General features: G+C 44.8%; 16 protein-coding genes and 1 pseudogene. 9 read left to right on the top strand and 8 right to left on the bottom strand.

The window, feature by feature from the left end; translation table 11 throughout:
* The first annotated feature begins 495 nt into the window (after positions 1–495).
* From ASG93_RS09065 to mnmH, 6 genes are all read left to right on the top strand, one after another.
* On the top strand, positions 496–2,178 hold the full coding sequence (locus ASG93_RS09065; protein WP_056831031.1) for a hypothetical protein: 1,683 nt from the start codon (positions 496–498) through the stop codon (positions 2,176–2,178).
* 157 nt (positions 2,179–2,335) lie between these two features.
* Positions 2,336–2,902, top strand: coding sequence for a sigma-70 family RNA polymerase sigma factor (locus tag ASG93_RS09060; RefSeq protein ID WP_056831029.1), 567 nt, complete (start codon positions 2,336–2,338; stop codon positions 2,900–2,902).
* Positions 2,903–2,906: 4 nt separating this feature from the next.
* Positions 2,907–3,635, top strand: a complete 729-nt coding sequence (locus ASG93_RS09055; protein ID WP_056831026.1) for an anti-sigma factor — start codon at positions 2,907–2,909, stop codon at positions 3,633–3,635.
* A gap of 82 nt (positions 3,636–3,717) precedes the next feature.
* Positions 3,718–4,686: a ring-cleaving dioxygenase gene (locus ASG93_RS09050; RefSeq protein WP_056831024.1), complete on the top strand. Its 969-nt coding sequence runs from the start codon at positions 3,718–3,720 to the stop codon at positions 4,684–4,686.
* 132 nt (positions 4,687–4,818) lie between these two features.
* Entirely contained in the window at positions 4,819–5,868 is a 1,050-nt protein-coding gene (gene selD / locus ASG93_RS09045; protein WP_056831022.1) for a selenide, water dikinase SelD, read from the top strand.
* 15 nt (positions 5,869–5,883) lie between these two features.
* On the top strand, positions 5,884–6,933 hold the full coding sequence (gene mnmH, locus ASG93_RS09040; protein WP_056831020.1) for a tRNA 2-selenouridine(34) synthase MnmH: 1,050 nt from the start codon (positions 5,884–5,886) through the stop codon (positions 6,931–6,933).
* Between the two features lie 813 nt (positions 6,934–7,746).
* On the opposite strand, the gene ASG93_RS09035 is transcribed toward mnmH, so the two are convergent.
* The gene (locus tag ASG93_RS09035; RefSeq protein ID WP_056831018.1) at positions 7,747–8,634 is read right to left on the bottom strand and encodes a LysR family transcriptional regulator; all 888 of its coding nucleotides are present in this window, start codon (positions 8,632–8,634) and stop codon (positions 7,747–7,749) included.
* A gap of 126 nt (positions 8,635–8,760) precedes the next feature.
* Between ASG93_RS09035 and ASG93_RS09030 the strand changes: the two genes are divergently transcribed.
* On the top strand, positions 8,761–10,038 hold the full coding sequence (locus tag ASG93_RS09030) for an adenylosuccinate synthase (RefSeq protein WP_056831016.1): 1,278 nt from the start codon (positions 8,761–8,763) through the stop codon (positions 10,036–10,038).
* 870 nt (positions 10,039–10,908) lie between these two features.
* On the opposite strand, the gene ASG93_RS09025 is transcribed toward ASG93_RS09030, so the two are convergent.
* The 6 genes from ASG93_RS09025 to ASG93_RS09000 form a co-directional block, all read right to left on the bottom strand.
* The gene (locus ASG93_RS09025; protein WP_056831014.1) at positions 10,909–11,343 is read right to left on the bottom strand and encodes a dual specificity protein phosphatase family protein; all 435 of its coding nucleotides are present in this window, start codon (positions 11,341–11,343) and stop codon (positions 10,909–10,911) included.
* Positions 11,344–11,355: 12 nt separating this feature from the next.
* Positions 11,356–11,829: an ArsI/CadI family heavy metal resistance metalloenzyme gene (locus ASG93_RS09020; protein ID WP_056831012.1), complete on the bottom strand. Its 474-nt coding sequence runs from the start codon at positions 11,827–11,829 to the stop codon at positions 11,356–11,358.
* Between the two features lies 1 nt (position 11,830).
* On the bottom strand, positions 11,831–12,253 hold the full coding sequence (arsC, locus tag ASG93_RS09015; RefSeq protein WP_056831010.1) for an arsenate reductase (thioredoxin): 423 nt from the start codon (positions 12,251–12,253) through the stop codon (positions 11,831–11,833).
* 24 nt (positions 12,254–12,277) lie between these two features.
* Entirely contained in the window at positions 12,278–13,570 is a 1,293-nt protein-coding gene (locus tag ASG93_RS09010; RefSeq protein WP_056831008.1) for an arsenic transporter, read from the bottom strand.
* Between the two features lie 38 nt (positions 13,571–13,608).
* Positions 13,609–13,881, bottom strand: coding sequence for an ArsR/SmtB family transcription factor (locus ASG93_RS09005; protein ID WP_056831174.1), 273 nt, complete (start codon positions 13,879–13,881; stop codon positions 13,609–13,611).
* Between the two features lie 261 nt (positions 13,882–14,142).
* Positions 14,143–14,547: a hypothetical protein gene (locus tag ASG93_RS09000; protein WP_056831006.1), complete on the bottom strand. Its 405-nt coding sequence runs from the start codon at positions 14,545–14,547 to the stop codon at positions 14,143–14,145.
* 194 nt (positions 14,548–14,741) lie between these two features.
* Between ASG93_RS09000 and ASG93_RS08995 the strand changes: the two are divergent.
* Positions 14,742–14,969: pseudogene (locus tag ASG93_RS08995) on the top strand (DNA ligase); the annotation flags it as partial.
* Between the two features lie 196 nt (positions 14,970–15,165).
* On the opposite strand, the gene ASG93_RS08990 reads toward ASG93_RS08995, so the two are convergent.
* The gene (locus ASG93_RS08990; RefSeq protein ID WP_056831002.1) at positions 15,166–16,509 is read right to left on the bottom strand and encodes an FAD-binding oxidoreductase; all 1,344 of its coding nucleotides are present in this window, start codon (positions 16,507–16,509) and stop codon (positions 15,166–15,168) included.
* Positions 16,510–16,771: 262 nt separating this feature from the next.
* Between ASG93_RS08990 and ASG93_RS08985 the strand changes: the two genes are divergently transcribed.
* A complete protein-coding gene (locus ASG93_RS08985) occupies positions 16,772–17,719 on the top strand; it encodes an RNA ligase family protein (RefSeq protein ID WP_056831172.1) in 948 nt (315 codons plus the stop codon).
* Positions 17,720–17,972: the final 253 nt, after the last annotated feature.

The following is a 17,972-nucleotide window of genomic DNA, read 5'->3' as shown; positions in this document are numbered from 1 at the left end:
ACTTTATCGACGGTGAGAAGTCCATTTCGGCCCTTTCAGCATACATTTGTGGGTAAAAAGCATCCTTCTAGCTTCGAGAAGTCGTTTTCGGACTTCTCRGCAACACTTTGYTACTTTTCCGGCGATGAGAAGTGGATTTCGGCTCTCTCAGCATACATTTTTGGTTAACAAGCATCATTCTGGCTTCAAGAAGTCCTTTTCGGACTTCTTAGCAACACTTTGTTACTTTTCCGACGGTGAGAAGTGGATTTCGGCTCTCTCAGCAAAAGGTAGGAAGTGTTTGGTGTAGGTGAATAAGCGCGGAAATTGAGCTTTCGCTGATACGTGGCGAAGACAAGATCGAAAACCGAGCTTTCACAAGCAGCGCGTTGGCTTGCCATAGCGCATAGTCGCTAAAAAAATAAAAATTGTCCAACTTAACACACAAATGATAAAACCGCTTGCATCTCCACGTCGTTACCTTAAATAGAAAAATTTAAGGAGGAATAATCGAGCATGGGTAATTTTAAAAAAGTATTCGTATCATCCCTAGTGTTACTAGGTCTTATGGCGGGAATTACGGCTCTATCAGCAGCTGCGGCTGAGCCTCTGAAGGTCAAATCCGAAACGGATATAGCAGGGGATCTGGGTATCCTCCAAGGAGAGGGCAATGGGCTGACGGCTGAATACTTAAACAAGCCAACAACTAGGCTGCAAGCCGCGGTGATGTCCCTAAGATTAAAAGGTTTGGAAGCCGAAGCGTTAGCTTACACCGGAACTACTAGCTTCAAGGATGCTAGCAGCGTTTCCAAAGAGAACCAAGCGATTCTAGGTTATTTGAAAGCGAACCCGAGCCTAGGCTGGCAGGGAACCGGCGACGATAAGTTTGAACCGCTCTCCGGAATTACAGCGCAGCAGTATTATAAGGTTCTGTTAGAATCATTGGGTTACACACAAGGTTCGGATTTCGAGTATGCGGACGTATTTATTTTTGCCTCGAAAAATGGCTTATCCAAGATTGCTAATGTGAAGTCATTCAAAAACTTACATATCGCTACTGCGACCATCGAGGCGTTGAAGGTGCCGATCAAAGGTACTATGAAAACGTTAGCCGCCGATTTGACGGATAAAGGCAAAATCAGTGCGACTAAGCTCGATGTGCTGAAGAACGCAGAACTCAGCTTGAAGCAAAGCGATACGTTGGGTAGTTATCTAACGGACTCTAAAGGAATGACGCTTTACTATTTTACCAAGGACGCAGCAGATGTGAATTCCTGTGTGGGTCAATGTTTGGCCAACTGGCCGATCTTTAACGGCAATAATTTCACGGTTCCTGCGGAGTTTAGCGCAGCGGATTTCAAAGTGTTCGTGCGTGCTGACGGCAAAGAACAACTGACCTATAAGGGCTGGCCTTTATATTACTTCGTTAAGGATCAAAAAGCCGGAGATACAACAGGAGATAACGTTGGTAAGGTCTGGTTCGTTATTAAACCTTCGAACGGCGGCGTGGCGCTAGGCACCAAAGCCGATCTAGGCAATTATTTAACAGATGCAAACGGCATGGCGCTTTACTACTTTGATAAAGATACGAAGGGCGTCAGCAATTGCTCCGGCAAATGTTTGGAGAAATGGCCATTATTCTACGCACCGAATATTGCGCCTCCAACGGGAGTCAATTCAGCAGATTTCGGTACACTCGTTCGCGCAGATGGCAAAATGCAAACCACATACAAAGGTTTCCCTCTGTACTATTGGGTAGATGATAAGAAAATGGGAGATACTTTAGGCCAGGATGTTGGTAAAGTGTGGTACGTGATTGATCCTGCGAAATTCAATGGCACCAAAGCTGCGAACACATCCGTAAAAACAAGTAAATCCGATGCTCTTGGCACGTATTTGGTGGATCAGAATGGCATGGCTTTGTACTTGTTCACAAAAGATAAAGCGGATCCTAACTCCTGCGTTGGCCAATGTTTGGTTAACTGGCCGATCTTCTATGATGCGAACCTTACGGTTTCCTCGGATCTGACTAGCAGCGATTTCGGTACCCTTACTCGAAACGATGGCACGAAACAAAGCACGTATAAAGGCTGGCCGCTTTACTACTGGATCAAAGATCACAACCCCGGTGAAACAACCGGACAAAATGTAGGAAAAGTCTGGTTCGTCTTAGATCCAGCTCAAACTACAGCAAGATAACTTCCTATTCGACTCTGTAGGTTTATTGCGCTCCAACATGCTGGTAGATGCAGCGGCGTTGGGGCGCTATTTTTCTATAAAGCTATTGCCAAGAAGTCTAGCTGGCGATAAGGTAGAAAGATAATAAACTTCATTTCGACTCGGGGTGTACCGAATTATGCGAAATCGAACAGATGGTGAGCTCATGAAGCTGGTGATGGCTAAGCACCATCCTGCCTTGGAAGAGCTTTACGATCGCTATGCGAAGCTGGTGTATTCATTTGCGCTGAAATCCATGAAGGAAGAGCAAGCGGCCAGAGAAATTGTCCAGCTTGTTTTCACACGTCTTTGGACCACGGAAAAAGGCTATGACGCAAGCAAAGGTGCTTTCGTCAATTGGGTGATTACGGTTACCCGTAATATCACCATTGATAGCTTGCGCAAGAAGCGCAGACTCGATCAAGTGATCCAATTTGAACCCAGAGAATGGGAGCATGCGCTTATTTCGAGTGATCCTGATCCAGAATCGGTTATGTCACGTAAATGGATAGGAGAGCAAATTCAAGAGGCTTATGTGCATTTGTCGGATAGTCAAATTCAATTGATCGATATGATGTACTGGCAGGGCTATTCTCTAAGCGAAATAGCGACTCATACGAATGAGCCGCTTGGAACGATAAAAAGCCGTCTGCATCAAGGGTTGAAAATACTTCGGAAGCATCTGACATCACTGAGGGAGGGATGACGTAATGAAAGAACAGGAGACTGTGGAATGCAGTTATCTTGTCAATTATTTGACAGGCGACTGCACGGAGTGGGAACGTGCTGCTTTCGAACGGCATCTGCGAACTTGTGTCACATGCCGGGAAGAATTAAGCGAGCTGCAAGAGGTCTGGCAGGCGCTTCCTTTTGAGATGGAGGAAGTTGAAGTCCCTGCGGATTTGAAGCAACAAGTTATGCAATCTATTGTCCCGACCCAACTTAAAGCGATCAAGAAGAAAGAGAAGAAGAGACGTTCGTTCAAATGGGTGTATGGCGGAGCTGCTGCCATTATCTTAGGCCTCGTTGTAGGCGCGTGGTGGAATAATCAACAACCAAAAAACTTTTCAGCCAACCCTATCTTAAATCAACCTGCAGAAATCGTGCATACGTTTCAATTAAAATCCTTTGAAAGTACGATGCCAACAGCCTCTGGTACGGCTTGGGTGCTGCAAAATGGCGATGTCCACAATGTGGTCATTAATCTGCAAGGTCTCAAAGAGACGCAAGGAGATTGGGCTTATCAGGTTTGGTATAACCGAAGCGGGAAGCGATACAATTGCGGGACGCTCCGTGTAGACGAGAAGGGCACTGGTGTGCTGACATACAGCATCCCTGTGAAGGTGAAGGATTTTCAAATTGACTCCTTCGGCGTAACGTTAGAACCGGATCCGAATGGTTTGCAGCCGCGCGGGAAGAAGATACTGGGCACTTCGTAGCTCATACTCCGAATAGGTTAAGGTTAAACTACCAGTTGTGTTTGATCAGAGGCCTGAGCATTTATAGAGAGGACGGATAGATTTGAACGTAAAAGGTATTCATCATGTAACCGCGATGACAGGGGATGCGGCAGCGAATTTCCAGTTCTACACCGAAGTGCTTGGCATGCGTCTTGTCAAAAAGACGGTCAATCAAGATGACACAACGGCTTATCATTTGTTTTATGGAGATGAAAAGGGGAATCCGGGAACTGAGCTCACCTTTTTTGATTTTCCCGGGGTGGGGCCTAATGTTGCAGGGGTAAGCAGTATTTCGGGTACATCTCTTCGTGTAGCTAATGACGAGGCTCTTTCATTTTGGGCAGAGCGGTTCAAGGAACATGGCGTAAAGTACTCCCCTGTGGAGGATTTGGCGGGACGTAAAGTCATTTTTTTCGAGGATCCGGAAGGTCAGCAGCTAGCCATTGTTTCAGATGAAAATAATACAGGTGTTAAAGGCGGGAAGCCGTGGGAAAAAAGCTCGGTTCCCGTCTCGTACGGCATAACCGGACTAGGCCCTGTAAAGCTTACCGTACGGAAGCCGGAATCCACACTGGCTGCGCTGCGTTTACTTGGCTTCACGGAGAAAGAGCGTATTCCAGCGTTGGCTAAAGGACAAGAGGATATCATTGTCATGCAAGTAGGCGAAGGTGGGTCAGGGGCCGAAGTCCAAGTCGAGCCGCGCAGCGATCTCCCGGTATCAAGCCAAGGCGGCGGTGGCGTTCATCATGTTGCTTTCCGTATTGAAGATAAGGAAGAACTGATGGCTTGGGTTGAAGTTCTTAACAAAGCAGGATTACCTAACTCAGGTTTCGTAGACCGATTTTATTTCCGTTCCTTGTACTTCCGCGAGCCGAATGGCATTCTCTTTGAATTAGCTACCGACGGTCCGGGTTTTGCTACGGATGAACCCCTTGAGACGCTAGGCGAATCGCTTTCTCTCCCGCCATTCTTAGAGAACCAGCGTGTGTCCATTGAAGCAAACTTGAAGTCGCTGCATACGAAACGTTGATATCAAAAACGAACATTCTGCTCTGTGATTCACTCACGGATAAGAGATGTTCGTTTTTATTTTAAGATTAGCGTTAAATCGGTTATGATAGATATATACATAGCTTGAAAATGATGAAGGGATAGATGCCAGATGACAACAGGGGATAAAATCAAACTAACCTCTTACTCCACGAAAGGTGGATGCGGATGCAAAATCGGTCCGGGAGATCTTTCTCAAGTGATAAAATCTTTGCCGCCTACAGTTGCAAACCCCAATCTTCTCGTCGGGATAGATACCAGTGATGATGCAGGGGTATATAAATTAAGTGAAGAGCTTGCGCTCGTTCAAACCGTAGATTTCTTCACTCCGATCGTTGACGATCCCTATTCATTCGGACAAGTAGCGGCAGCGAATGCCATCAGTGATATTTATGCGATGGGCGGTAAGCCATTAACGGCATTAAACATTGTTGCTTTTCCAATTAAAACGCTGGACAAGCAAGTGCTTGCCGATATTTTACGTGGCGCTGGGGATAAAATGCTGGAGGCAGGGATTACACTAGTAGGTGGTCATTCCATCGATGATAACGAGCCGAAGTTTGGACTCGCTGTCACGGGATTGGTGCATCCAGGGAAAATTCGCACCAATGCAGGAGCTAAGCCCGGGGATAAATTGATCTTAACGAAGCCGATTGGCGTAGGTATCCTGACAACCTCGATCAAAAAAGATCGACTAAGTGAAGAAGAAATTCAGCGAGTCACACAAGTTATGGCAACGCTGAATAAGACGGCGGCGGAAACGATGGAGCCTTATAACGTTCATGCCTGCACAGATGTGACAGGCTTTGGTTTAATGGGACATTCTCTAGAAATGGCCAAAGGGGGCGGCGTGGGTATTCGCATTACTGCGCATGATGTACCCGTATTGCCGCGGGTGCGAGAGCTGGCCGAAGAGGGATTCGTTCCTGGGGGCACCAAAAACAACTTCGCTCATGTACAGGAATCGATCACCTTTGCTGAATCGTTGGATCAAATTAGCCAATGGATTCTATGTGACGCGGTCACCTCAGGCGGTCTCCTCATCTCGGTTGATGGGGAGCAGGCGGATGAATTGCTGAGTAAACTGAAGGATGCCGGCGTAGAAGCGAGCTTGATTGGCGAAATAACGGCAGAACATCCCGGACGCATTGTTGTAAGTTAAAGGAGCGAAAATCCATTGTTTCAAGACATTACCATCGAAGAATTGCTAACCCTGCAAAATAAAAAAGAGATCGTTCCGATCGATGTCCGTTCCTCATCGGAATTTGAGGATGGCACGTTCCCCGGCAGCCTGAATATTCCCATATTTGAGGATGCAGAGCGTGCCGAGATAGGTACCATTTATAAGCAAGTGAGTGTGCAAGCTGCTAAGGATAGAGGGCTGGAGATCGTTTCTGCGAAGCTGCCCGCTTTTGTGAAGACTTTCGAGCAAATCAAGGAACCGAAGGTCGTTTTCTGCTGGCGCGGCGGGATGAGAAGTAAAACAACAGCAACCGTTTTGTCGCTGATGGGCATTCGGGTTTACCGGTTGACCGGAGGTATTCGGGCCTATCGGAAATGGGTTATAAGTACACTTGAGCAGCTTGGAGATTTTAAGCCTCCTGCACACGTTATTCTTGGAAACACGGGAACCGGGAAAACAGCTATTTTGCGCAGTCTTCAGGAAGAGGGCTATCCTGTCTTGGATTTAGAAGGGTTGGCAGGTCATAGAGGCTCCATTTTTGGAGAGATTGGCCTGAAATCGCATAACCAAAAGACATTTGAGTCCCTTCTGGTCGGACAACTGCTGAAGCTTGAAGATAGGCCTTACATTTTAATAGAGGGTGAAAGCAAGCGCATAGGCAAAGTCGTTCTTCCCGAGTTTCTCGTTCAAAAAAAGGAAGCTGCCAAGCAGATTTTTATCGAAATGCCAATCGAAGAACGTGTTCAACATATTATTGAGGATTATAAACCTTTCGAACATCAGGCGGATATTTTACACGCGTTTAAGCATATTAAAGACCGCATCCATACCCCAATAGCCAAAGAAATTGAGACCAGTCTTCAAGCTCAGCACTATGAGAATGCCGTTAGGCTGCTTCTGATGCATTATTACGACCCGCGCTATGAGCATGCGATGAAGCAATATGAACAAGACCGAGTCGATATCAGGGTTGGAAATAGGAAAGAAGCTGTAGAGGCTGTGAAAAGCTATTTGTCGGGAGTTCAGACAGCTGTGGTGAAATAAAAGAAGTGCTAACTGGTTGCAGTTAGCACTTCTTTACATTAGATAAGCAAGTATAAGTTTTATACTTTTGCTTCGCATCTATCTTGACAAACGCGCTCGTCCCTAAAGGACGACGGAGTCGTTTAGCCTTGCAAAATAAGAAAGTATAAGTTTCGAGGTAGAGCTTGAGGGTACCCCCCTGAATGGAGTCGTGTATTAGCAGCGGAAGTCTTTCAGGTCAATCATAGGCATGTCATCTTAACGATCGACGAAGGACTTCGGGATGTGTTTCTAAAATAAGTAGAAATTTCCTTGGGCAAGGTCGTCGGATCCGTCGCCACCGGGCGCTAGCGCACAAAAATTGTGCGCAAGGTCGGCAGATCCGTCGCCACCGGGTGCTAGCGCACAAAAATTGTGCGCAAGGACGGCAGATCCGTCGCCACCGGGTGCTAGCGCACAAAAATTGTGCGCAAGGTCGGCAGATCCGTCGCCACCGGGTGCTAGCGCACAAAAATTGTGCGCAAGGTCGTCGGATCCGCCGTCACCGGGTGCTAGCGCACAAAAATTGTGCGCAAGGTCGTCGGATCCGCCGTCACCGGGTGCTAGCGCACAAAAATTGTGCGCAAGGTCGGCAGATCCGTCGCCACCGGGTGCTAGCGCACAAAAATTGTGCGCAAGGTCGGCAGATCCGTCAGCCGCAGCAAGCTAGTGCTCAAGGTAGTGCTTCTTTCAAGAAATCCTATTGTAATTTTGCTTCACATAAAGTAAATCATCCATTATCAGGTCGTGAAGTATACGCCGCTTGCTCCGGAAATTCATTTCCGGAGCAAGCGGCTATATTGTTTGTGTTAAAGTATCATACACATGAGTGGCAGCGGCAGAAAGAGGTATGCTCTTTAATTTAATAATACCAACTTTTCTGGCAGGGATAGGTGTTGTTAAACTGAATTCATACAACGTTTCGTCCAATAGCTCTTGATTGACAAACTCTTTAATTCCGCAAGCAATACCGAACCCATTTCTTGCAAATTCGATAAGTAAATCAACACTTCCAAGCTCAATCTCTGGCTTCATGGACAACCCTTGCCCTTCAGCAAAATGATCTAAGTAGGCGCGGGTGCTGCTCCCTTTCTCAAGCAGGATAATCGGATGCTCGAGCAACTTCTGGAGAGAAATGGGGGCCTTTGTAAGATGCTTATACGCTTCTCCTGTTAAGAAACAGTCATGAATGACGATGCTTTCTTGAATTTCGATCTGAGGGTCAATAATAGGGAGATTGACGATACCCAGGTCAATTTTCCCCTCTTTTAGCAGAGTAATCGTCTCCGTTGTGGTTCTGTTCGTTACTTGTATCTTTACTTTGGGGAACGCTTCGTGAAATTGCTTAAGATGCGGCAAAAGAAAATGTTTACAGAGCGTATCACCGGCTCCAATTTTCACCTCCCCATGTGTAAGTTGTTGCATCTCCGTAATCTTTCTTTCACCATTAAGAATAAAGTGATAAGCCTGCTCAATATAGGTGAAAAGCTCACGCCCCTCCGTTGTTAATGTTACTCCTCTAGATGTGCGGAAAAATAATTGCCCACCCAGTTTTGCCTCTAATTGTTTAATCGAATGCGTAACAGCTGGTTGTGTAACAAATAGTTCATCAGCTGCCTTGGATAGACTTCCCGCTATTGCCGTGATATAGAAGACTTGATATAGCTCCATATTGTGAATCATCGTTCGTTCATCTCCCTAATATCAATACTGTTAATATTAAGTATTAGTAATATTAATTTTTTTAATAAGAATATTGTCATTATACTTAGTTGTATGGAGTTATATCAATGGGAGGTTGATTTTAAGATGACGATTACAGCTATTGTGGGAGCGAATTGGGGCGACGAGGGCAAGGGGAAATTAACAGATGTGCTTGCCGTTCATTCCCAGTTTGTAGTTAGGTACCAAGGTGGGAGCAATGCAGGGCATACGATTATTAACGACTATGGCAAATTTGCACTGCATATGCTTCCCTCTGGAGTGTTTTATCCTGGAACCACGAATGTTATAGGGCCTGGTGTTGCCTTAAATATGAGTAAGCTCCAAAGTGAATTTCAGGAATTAGTGAAGCGAGGCGTACCAGAGCCTAAGCTATGTATTTCTGAACGCGCGCAAGTCGTGCTTCCTTATCACATTCTATTCGATGAGTTGGAGGAGGAACGTTTGGGGGATAAGAAGTTTGGGTCCACCAAGCAAGGGATTTCGCCATTCTATGCGGATAAATATGTGAAGCTTGGCATTCAAGTATCCGAATTATTTGATGAAAGTCATTTAAGATCAAAGTTAACTAGGGCATTGGAGTCCAAAAATATTCTCCTCACTCATTTATATAAAAAGGCTCCTCTGGATGTAGATCAGCTTGTAGATGAAGTGCAGCAGCAAGCGGCATTCATTCAGCCATTTGTGTGCAATACGACAACATTACTGCAAGAAGCATTAGCAAAAGGACAATCGGTATTAGTTGAGGGACAGTTGGGAGCGTTACGAGATCCTGACCACGGTATTTATCCTTATACGACATCTTCATCCACTTTGGCTGGATACGCTGCTGTTGGGGCAGGAGTTCCTCCCTATGCCATCAAGAAAGTTGTTGCTGTAACGAAGGCTTATTCTAGCTGTGTCGGCGAAGGGCCATTTGTATCCGAAATTCATGCCGAGGTTGCCCATGAGCTACGCACGCGTGGCGGGGATGCGGGAGAATTCGGGGCAACAACCGGCAGGCCAAGGCGCGTAGGATGGTTCGATGCCGTTGCGACCAAGTATGGCTGTGGGCTGCAGGGCGCAACCGAGGTTGCCCTAACTAATCTAGATGTGCTGGGCTATCTGGAGGAGATTCCAATATGTAACGCTTATCGTATTCAAAATGAGATCAGCATGGATTTCCCGCATACTTCACAATTACAGCAAGCAGAGCCAGTCTATGAAAAACTGCCGGGTTGGAAGTGTGATATCTCACATATTCGTATGTTTAACGATCTTCCAATTGAAGCTCGAAATTATGTGCTTCACATTGAGAAACTGATTGGTGTACCTATTCGATGGGTCTCCATAGGACCGAAACGCGAGCAAATTATTGAAAGATAGAATGTTGATTCATTCATCCAATCTTGTTTAATATCGAGGTGTTTTAATTTGGATTCCATTGTCATCTTGCACACTTGAGGTTGCCGGGTGATGATTGAATAAATGAATAAATGAATAAATGAATAAATAAATGAATGGATCGGATCATAGGGAACGAGGAGCCGCTATTTCGTTGATTATGCCGATTCCGGACCGGTACGCGGAACGTGGGAGCACTATTTTGGCGTTTTTTCGGTTTTTACACCTCGAAAGCGGGAAATAGAGGCTCCACGTTCCGCGAAAACGTGAAATACGCGTTTTTGCGCAAAATAAGGCTTCTACGTTCCGCTAAAATCTAGTGATGCCAGTTACAGGTTGAATTTTGGGAAACGGATGGAAGAACTATGGGTGCAGCTTGCCTGATTGGGCCATGAGATGGAGATGTGCTCCTTAGTTGACGTATGTTGTAAAAACAAACGTAACGCCTACGTCGCCCCCCCCCCAAGAATGAAGATAATGTGCTCTTACGTTTGTTATTTTAGTATAAAAGTGCACAATTGCTGCCTAGAAACCGCCACTAACCCTACGTTGTTGCATCGTTGTACAACAATTAGGCCCGATATAGCCGATTTTGCAGCAATGGGCTCAAAATGTTGTACGAAATGCAACTTCAAGTTGAAAAATAGCCTTATGGTGTGCGAATTGTTGTAGGAAATACAACATTGCTAATCTATAAAACTCATAACCCTTTATAAAACTGATGATCGACTCGTATCACCTTTTGGAGTCGTACCAGTAGTGAGAGGTCTGAATGAATGAACAGCGTTAAGAAATAACAAAAACTAGCCCCCTAAGCAATTAATCATTGCTCAAGGGGCTAGTTTTTGTAGTTTATCTTTTAAATAATTTCTCAAGAGCCTCGCGTTGAGGGGCTCTAACATTCACAACAGGTCGAATGCTTTGAGCGAGTTTCTCCGCTTCTTCGATGGTCTGGCTTTTGCCTAATGTGATCAAAGTCCCAATAGCCACAGCACCGGTGCGGCCTTTGCCGCCGCCACAGTGAAAACCAACCTTTTTGCCACTGTTATAAGCCTCTACAACATGATCAATTGCTTGCTGGAAAAGCTGATCCTGTGGTCCCTCTGCGTTGTCTCCAAGGGGAACTTGAATCCATTCGACGTTACCAGCTGGGAAAGCACACTCGGCGGCTTCTCCACGTAGATCAACAATCACTTCAACGTTCTCGTTCTTGACCATGTCTTCAACGTCAGAAGCACCGCCAAAGAAGATTTTATCTTCGATTAAGGCTTGATAATTTTTGGGCATGGATGCGCCTCCTTATTTTTTCTTAAATGGCGTAAATGCAATGGTTGCCTTTACAGGTACGGACGGTGGTGCGCAGCATAATGAGGCATCTAACGGCTCCCCCGCGGATTCAAATTCGGAATCTTCCTTGGTATAAAAGATTTCCCAAGCGTTACCGTCGGGATCATATACCCAAACCTTATCTTGGACCGCGTAACAGCAGGTCGTGTTCATTTCGTCAGTGAGCAGAAGGCCGCTTTGTCTCAAACGCTCACCCATCTGCAGGACGTCTTCCGTGTTATCTACTTGGAATCCCAAATGATTGAGTACACCGTTTTTCTCAAACGGTCTGACATTCAAAGAGAAGTGAAGAGCGGGACTATCGAGCTCGAATTTCGCATAATTATTTTTGACTTTCGTTGGCTCAGCGCCGAAGAAAGCACGGTAAAAATCTAACGACTTGTGAAGATCGGTACAATTCACCGCGACATGCATTCTTTTGATCATCTTAGTTACCTTCTTTTACAAACTGCGTGATACGAGCTTTAATGGCATCGCGAACCTCGCGGAATTTGGCTGTAATTTCTTCTTCTGTTCCCGTAGCCTTGGCCGGATCATCGAAGCCCCAGTGCCATCTTTCGGCTTGATCATTACGTACAACAGGACAGTTGTCATTCGCATGACCGCACAATGTAATAATGTAATCCGCTTGACTCAAAATCTCAGGGTCAATCACATCAGAGGTATGAGTAGAGATATCAATGCCATCGTCTTTCATCGTGGCAACCGCTCTGGGGTTTAGACCGTGGGCCTCCAGACCGGCACTCTTCACTTCATATTTGTCACTTCCCAAAGCCTTCAAATAACCATCTGCGATTTGACTCCGGCAAGAATTTCCTGTGCAAAGAAAATATACGATCTTTTTGTCCATAATGAACATCTCCTTAAAGGTTGATTATGAAACTACGTTTAACCATAGGTACAGACCAATTAACGTGATTAACAATGTTGGGATCGTAAGGATGATGCCTATTTTAAAATAGTACCCCCAGGTGATTTTTACACCTTTTTTGGATAGGACATGGAGCCATAATAAAGTTGCCAGCGAGCCGATTGGGGTAATTTTGGGCCCTAAATCGGAGCCGATGACATTGGCATAGATGAGAGCTTCACGAATGATTCCCTCCGTTTGAGTGCCCTTGATCGCTAGCGCATCAATCATAACGGTCGGCATGTTATTCATAACCGAGGAAAGGATAGCGGCCAGGAATCCCATCCCTACGGTGGCAGCGAACAAGCCTTGTCTTGAAATGGTGTCAATTAGTTCTCCAAGAGCATTGGTTAAGCCAGCATTCTTTAATCCATAAACAACTACGTACATGCCGATTGAAAAAATCACGACAGCCCATGGCGCATCTTTGATGATTTTTTTGGTTTCGATCACCTTGCTCGATCGGGCAATCAGAATGAAGTTTAGTGCAGCGACCCCGGCTATGATGGAAACAGGAATTTTAATAAACCCACTGATTAGGTAAGCAGCTAAAAGGATCCCAAGAATGACCCAAGATAATCGGAAAAGCTGAATATCCTTAATCGCATCAGAAGGACGCTTAAGCTGAGTGACATCATAGTTTTGAGGAATGTCTTTTCTAAAATAAAGGAACAGCACCAGCAAACTTGCAGCTAATGAGAAAAGACTTGTAACGAACATTCGGCTAGCATAGGTGACAAAATCAATACCGAAAAAGTCAGCCGATACGATGTTCACCAAGTTGCTCACAACGAAAGGAAAGGATGTCGTATCTGCAATAAAACCACTGGCCATAATGAACGGCAGAATCATTTTATCTGGAAATTTCAAGGCACGAACCATCGCTAGAACAATTGGCGTTAGAATTAGCGCGGCGCCATCATTGGAGAATAGTGCAGCGACAGCGGCCCCGAGCAGGATGACATAGACGAACATAACTTTCCCGTTCCCTTTGGCAATTCGTGCCATATGAAGGGCAGACCATTCAAAGAATCCAATGTTGTCCAAGATGAGGGAAATCAGAATAATGGCGACAAAAGTCAAAGTCGCATTCCACACAATGCCAGTCACAGTGACAACATCATTCAAAGATACAACCTGAAAGAGCAGTGCAACAATGGCACCTGCGGATGCGGACCATCCAATATTCAACCCTTTTGGCTGCCAAATGACGAAGGTCAGCGTAAGTAAAAAGATGATAACTGCTAAATAAACCATACGTTCTTCTTAAACCTCCTAAATAATAAGCTCATCTGCTAGTCGCAGCAATCGAGCTGCTCGCAAGACATGAGATCTACCTTTTCTTTTTGTGCAGGCAAGTGTTGAAATAATTCGTGCAAATAAGGCTTATCGTCAATACTTAACGAGTAATATACCCATTGCCCCTTCTTGGCTTCCTTAACCAAGCCGCCGTCCTTTAATTTCCGCATATGTTGGCTCACATTCGGCTGGCTGGTATTCATGATTTCGACGATTTCGCACACGCAAAGCTCGCGTTCCTTAAGAAGCGAAAGAATCGTGAGCCGCATTTTATCCCCCAACAGCTTGCAAACATCCGCGACTTTATCTATTTCAACCAAAGCTGCACGCTCCTTCGTAAGGCGTAAAGTACAAGAGATTTCTTCGTCATTTTCTCAATTTCTATTTCAATTGTCAATGCTTATATAATTACTTAATTATATGATGTGCAAAAGCCAAAACAGGTTAAGGATTTTCATTCAAATATAGAAAAAACCTTCAACACCACACTTTAGTGATTAAGAAGGTTTGAATACTAATGAATTATTTTATTAGGTTAAAGAAGTACGAACTAAACAAGGACCTGGTGCATCAAATACGACTCGGCATTGCACAACGACATTATATGTTCCGGCAGGTGCCACATATTTTGTGATAAACGTCCGAGGTGCGAAAGTAAATTCAGTACCCGAAATGACGGTTCCGTTCCTAGTAACGCAAAATACGGTAAACTCACAGCTTCCAACATTTTGAATAAGTGTAATTGTTGTAGCAACTGAACCATTCACTCTCGCAATGACAAACCGTGAACCACATGGAGCGGACCCGTCAATCGTTTGAGTTGCTTGATTAACCCGAGTTACCTTCATTCTAGTCAAAGTGGCCATATCAATTTTTTTGATAGTAAAGATTTTGTTTCTACGTGCTGCTTTGGGTGTGCTGCATTTACATGCCATTCATGTTCCTCCTCTAATCATTATATTGATATTCTATGAATCTATGATCAAGAGGATTGGACATATAAACGATGGGATACATCCATTTGTGTGTGAATTATAAAGGCAAATTAGAGATGGAAGAGGACTTTTTGGGTTGTTCTTTTTTAATAATGGCAACAATGAAGAGAACATATCAAACAGGGGAGACCCACATGGAACTTAAGCCCGTATTTCCTTTCGAGCCGATCAGCACAGAAACGATTCCAGCATCCGATGATTGGGTGGCACAGATTAAATGGGACGGCGTTAGAATGTTAACCTATTTCGATGGAAACGACGTTCGTTTAGTGAATCGCCGATGTAATGACCGTACGAAACAGTACCCCGAGCTGCTAGCAATAAAAACATACTGTTCGGCTTCTTCTGTCATCTTAGATGGTTCATAAGTTGTACTAATGTTTATTTATGTGCAGTAATCAAATAAAAAGCCAGTCTAACACATTATGTTTGTGTTTGGACTGGCTTTTGTTTATTGTCAGTTAGCCACCCATCCTCTCTCAGGACACCTCAGAACAATGGATACTTTGGCTACTGTTTATGGATGGGAGGCGTACTGCTTGCTGCTAGTTAAAGCAATCACTTCGCTGGAGGAATACTTTGCGGATTATTAAACACATTCTTAGGGTCATACTTAGCCTTTACTCTCCGTAATCTTTCATAGTTCTTGCCATAGTAAACTGAGCCGGAGTTTTTAATCCCTTGATCTGGTACGTTAATGTAGGAACCTACAATATACGGCTGTAACTTCCGGCGTGTTTCCCGAGCTAAGGCAATGTTTTTAGCGGCATTTGATTGTTTAACCCATGAGCTATTCCATTCAACATAGTAATCTGCTTTCCGCCAATAAAACGCGGTAGCTCTAGGTGAGACACGGCTCACAGCACCGCCCCAATTGAGGAAATAGAACCCAGCAGGCGTATTCCCCTCTGCCTTTTCTAAAAACTCGCGCATCGCTTTAAACGCTTTGTCCGGGAAAGGGCGCCTCCCGAAACCGCTGGAGAATTGATTGCTGAACTTTTGGGTAAGCACTGGATCGGGAGCTAGCATAAATTTGACGACTTTCGTATAGGGAAGCAATCGAATATCTTTTGTCGGAGTACCGATGCTCGTAATAGGTTCTAATAGTCGGAGAGCCTCCTTTTTAGATCCAAGATACAGCCCTAACATACTGACATTGCCGCCTTTTTTGGGCCCAACCGATAACTCGCTGCCCAGTTTTGTACTTACAAAAGGAGCCCATCGTTGCCATACTTTGACTAGCTCTTCAAACTGATTCCAAGGCCAAGTAATTTTAAAAACAGTAGCATTTTGCGGAGCGCGCCGCACTTTAAATTTGTATTTCGTATATACGCCAAAGTTTCCACCGCCACCCCCGCGGGAAGCCCATAGAAGATCACTATGGCTTTTCTTATTGGCCCGAATAACTTTTCCCTTTGCGTCAACCATTTCGAGTCCGAGAAGATTATCGCAGATGAGGCCGGTCGTCCGTTGGAGTGGCCCAATTCCCCCGCCGAGTGTGATTCCGCCGATCCCAACGGAAGGGCTGTCACCAAAGGGAGCCAAAAAACCTTGTCGGGCAAGCGTGTTTACTATTCTTCCCACCCGATTGCCTGACTCCACAACAACTGTTCCGAGTTTTCTATTGAGCTGAATTTTCTTCATCTCACTTACATCAATAACAATGCCTCCATTGACCTGTGACAGATTCGTCTCCAATGCATGTCTTCCACTTCTTGGACGAATGGGGACATTATTTATACGTGCCCATCTTATAGCATTTGCCACATCTTTAGTTCTTTGAGCAAACACAAATACTTTCGGAAATCTGTTCGTATGAGGATCCCAATTTTTTCGTGCCGCATCATACCCCGGATCTCCTTTGAAGATCACACGCCCCGTAAGTCCCGTTTTTGAGATCATAACTCCAACTCCCTATGGGTTACTGACTATCTATGTTGTTCATAAGTCATGCATCATATAACGTATGAAGGATATTTGTCACGGGTATAGGCTTATGCTTATAAGGAGGTAATAAATTTTGAGTCCTTTACAGGGTCAGGGTGAACTCATCATTAATAGCCGTCTTACTTATAGCTGCAGCTATGGAAAAGGCGGTTTTTTGGTTTGTTCTTTTTTAATAATGGCAACAATGAAGAGAACATATCAAACAGGGGAGACCTACATGGAACTTAAGCCTGTATTTCCTTTCGAGCCGATCAGCACAGAAACGATTCCAACATCCGATGATTGGGTGGCACAGATTAAATGGGACGGCGTCAGAATGTTAACCTATTTCGATGGAAATGACGTTCGTTTAGTGAATCGCCGATGTAATGACCGTACCAAGCAGTACCCCGAGCTGCTAGCAATAAAAACGTACTGTTCAGCCTCTTCTGTCATTTTAGACGGGGAAATCATAGCCTTTGATCAAAAGAAGCCTGCCTTTCACGAGATTATGAAGAGGGAATCTTTACGCAAAAGCCAAAGCATAGATCGAGCCGTCACGCAGACGCCCATTACATATATGATTTTCGATATCCTCATGTACAATGACAAGTGGGTCGTGGATAAGCCATTAGCAGAGAGACAGAAGATACTCCAAGATGTGATTACCCCATTGCCCCAATTTCAAATTACACAAAACATTGCGGACGGAAACAAACTCTTCGATGTCATGAAGGAGCACGGTATGGAGGGGGTTGTATGTAAGGACCTCAAGAGTACATATGCCATTGGAGGAAAAGACGGCCGTTGGGTGAAGAAGAAGATTTTCCGCGACTTATTTGCTGTGATTGGCGGGGTAACGACCAGGGCGGGAGTTGTAAACGCAATTTTGCTGGGGTTATACGATAAAGACGGCCGTTTTATCTATATAGGTCACGCCGGAACAGGGAAACTAAGTAAGGAAGATTGGCGTCAATTGACGAAGATCGTTGAACCGATGACGACACCACATAAGCCGTTTATAAACGAGCCTGAACGGAGCAAAGAAGCCATTTGGATCCAACCCAAGTTAACGGCGAAAATACAATTTCTTGAATGGACTCCCCACGGAACGATGAGGCACCCCAGCATTCAAGCTTTCGTTCAAATGGATCTAGCGGATTGCACCTTTTCACAGAATATGTAGTCAATTAAACAGAACCATGCAAAAAAAGCTTATCCTTGAAAATCAAGAATCAGCTTTTTTTCTACGACTGACCAATCAACATACAGCTGTTGAGTAAGGAAATGGGTGCGAAAATCAACTTCAGATTCATCTTTCTCAGCTAAAGGACTGGAGCAACGTTAATCCCCGAAAAAGATTGAATTTGAAAATCTAATGGACTCGACAGCCCTTAATCTACTTCAAATGATGAAAATAAGGTAGATTGAAACCGAAT

Origin of the sequence: Paenibacillus sp. Soil787, assembly GCF_001429545.1 — a bacterium.
Lineage (GTDB): Bacteria > Bacillota > Bacilli > Paenibacillales > NBRC-103111 > Paenibacillus_E.
Note: the sequence above shows the minus strand (reverse complement) of the source record. Positions and strands in the feature narration are given on the sequence as shown.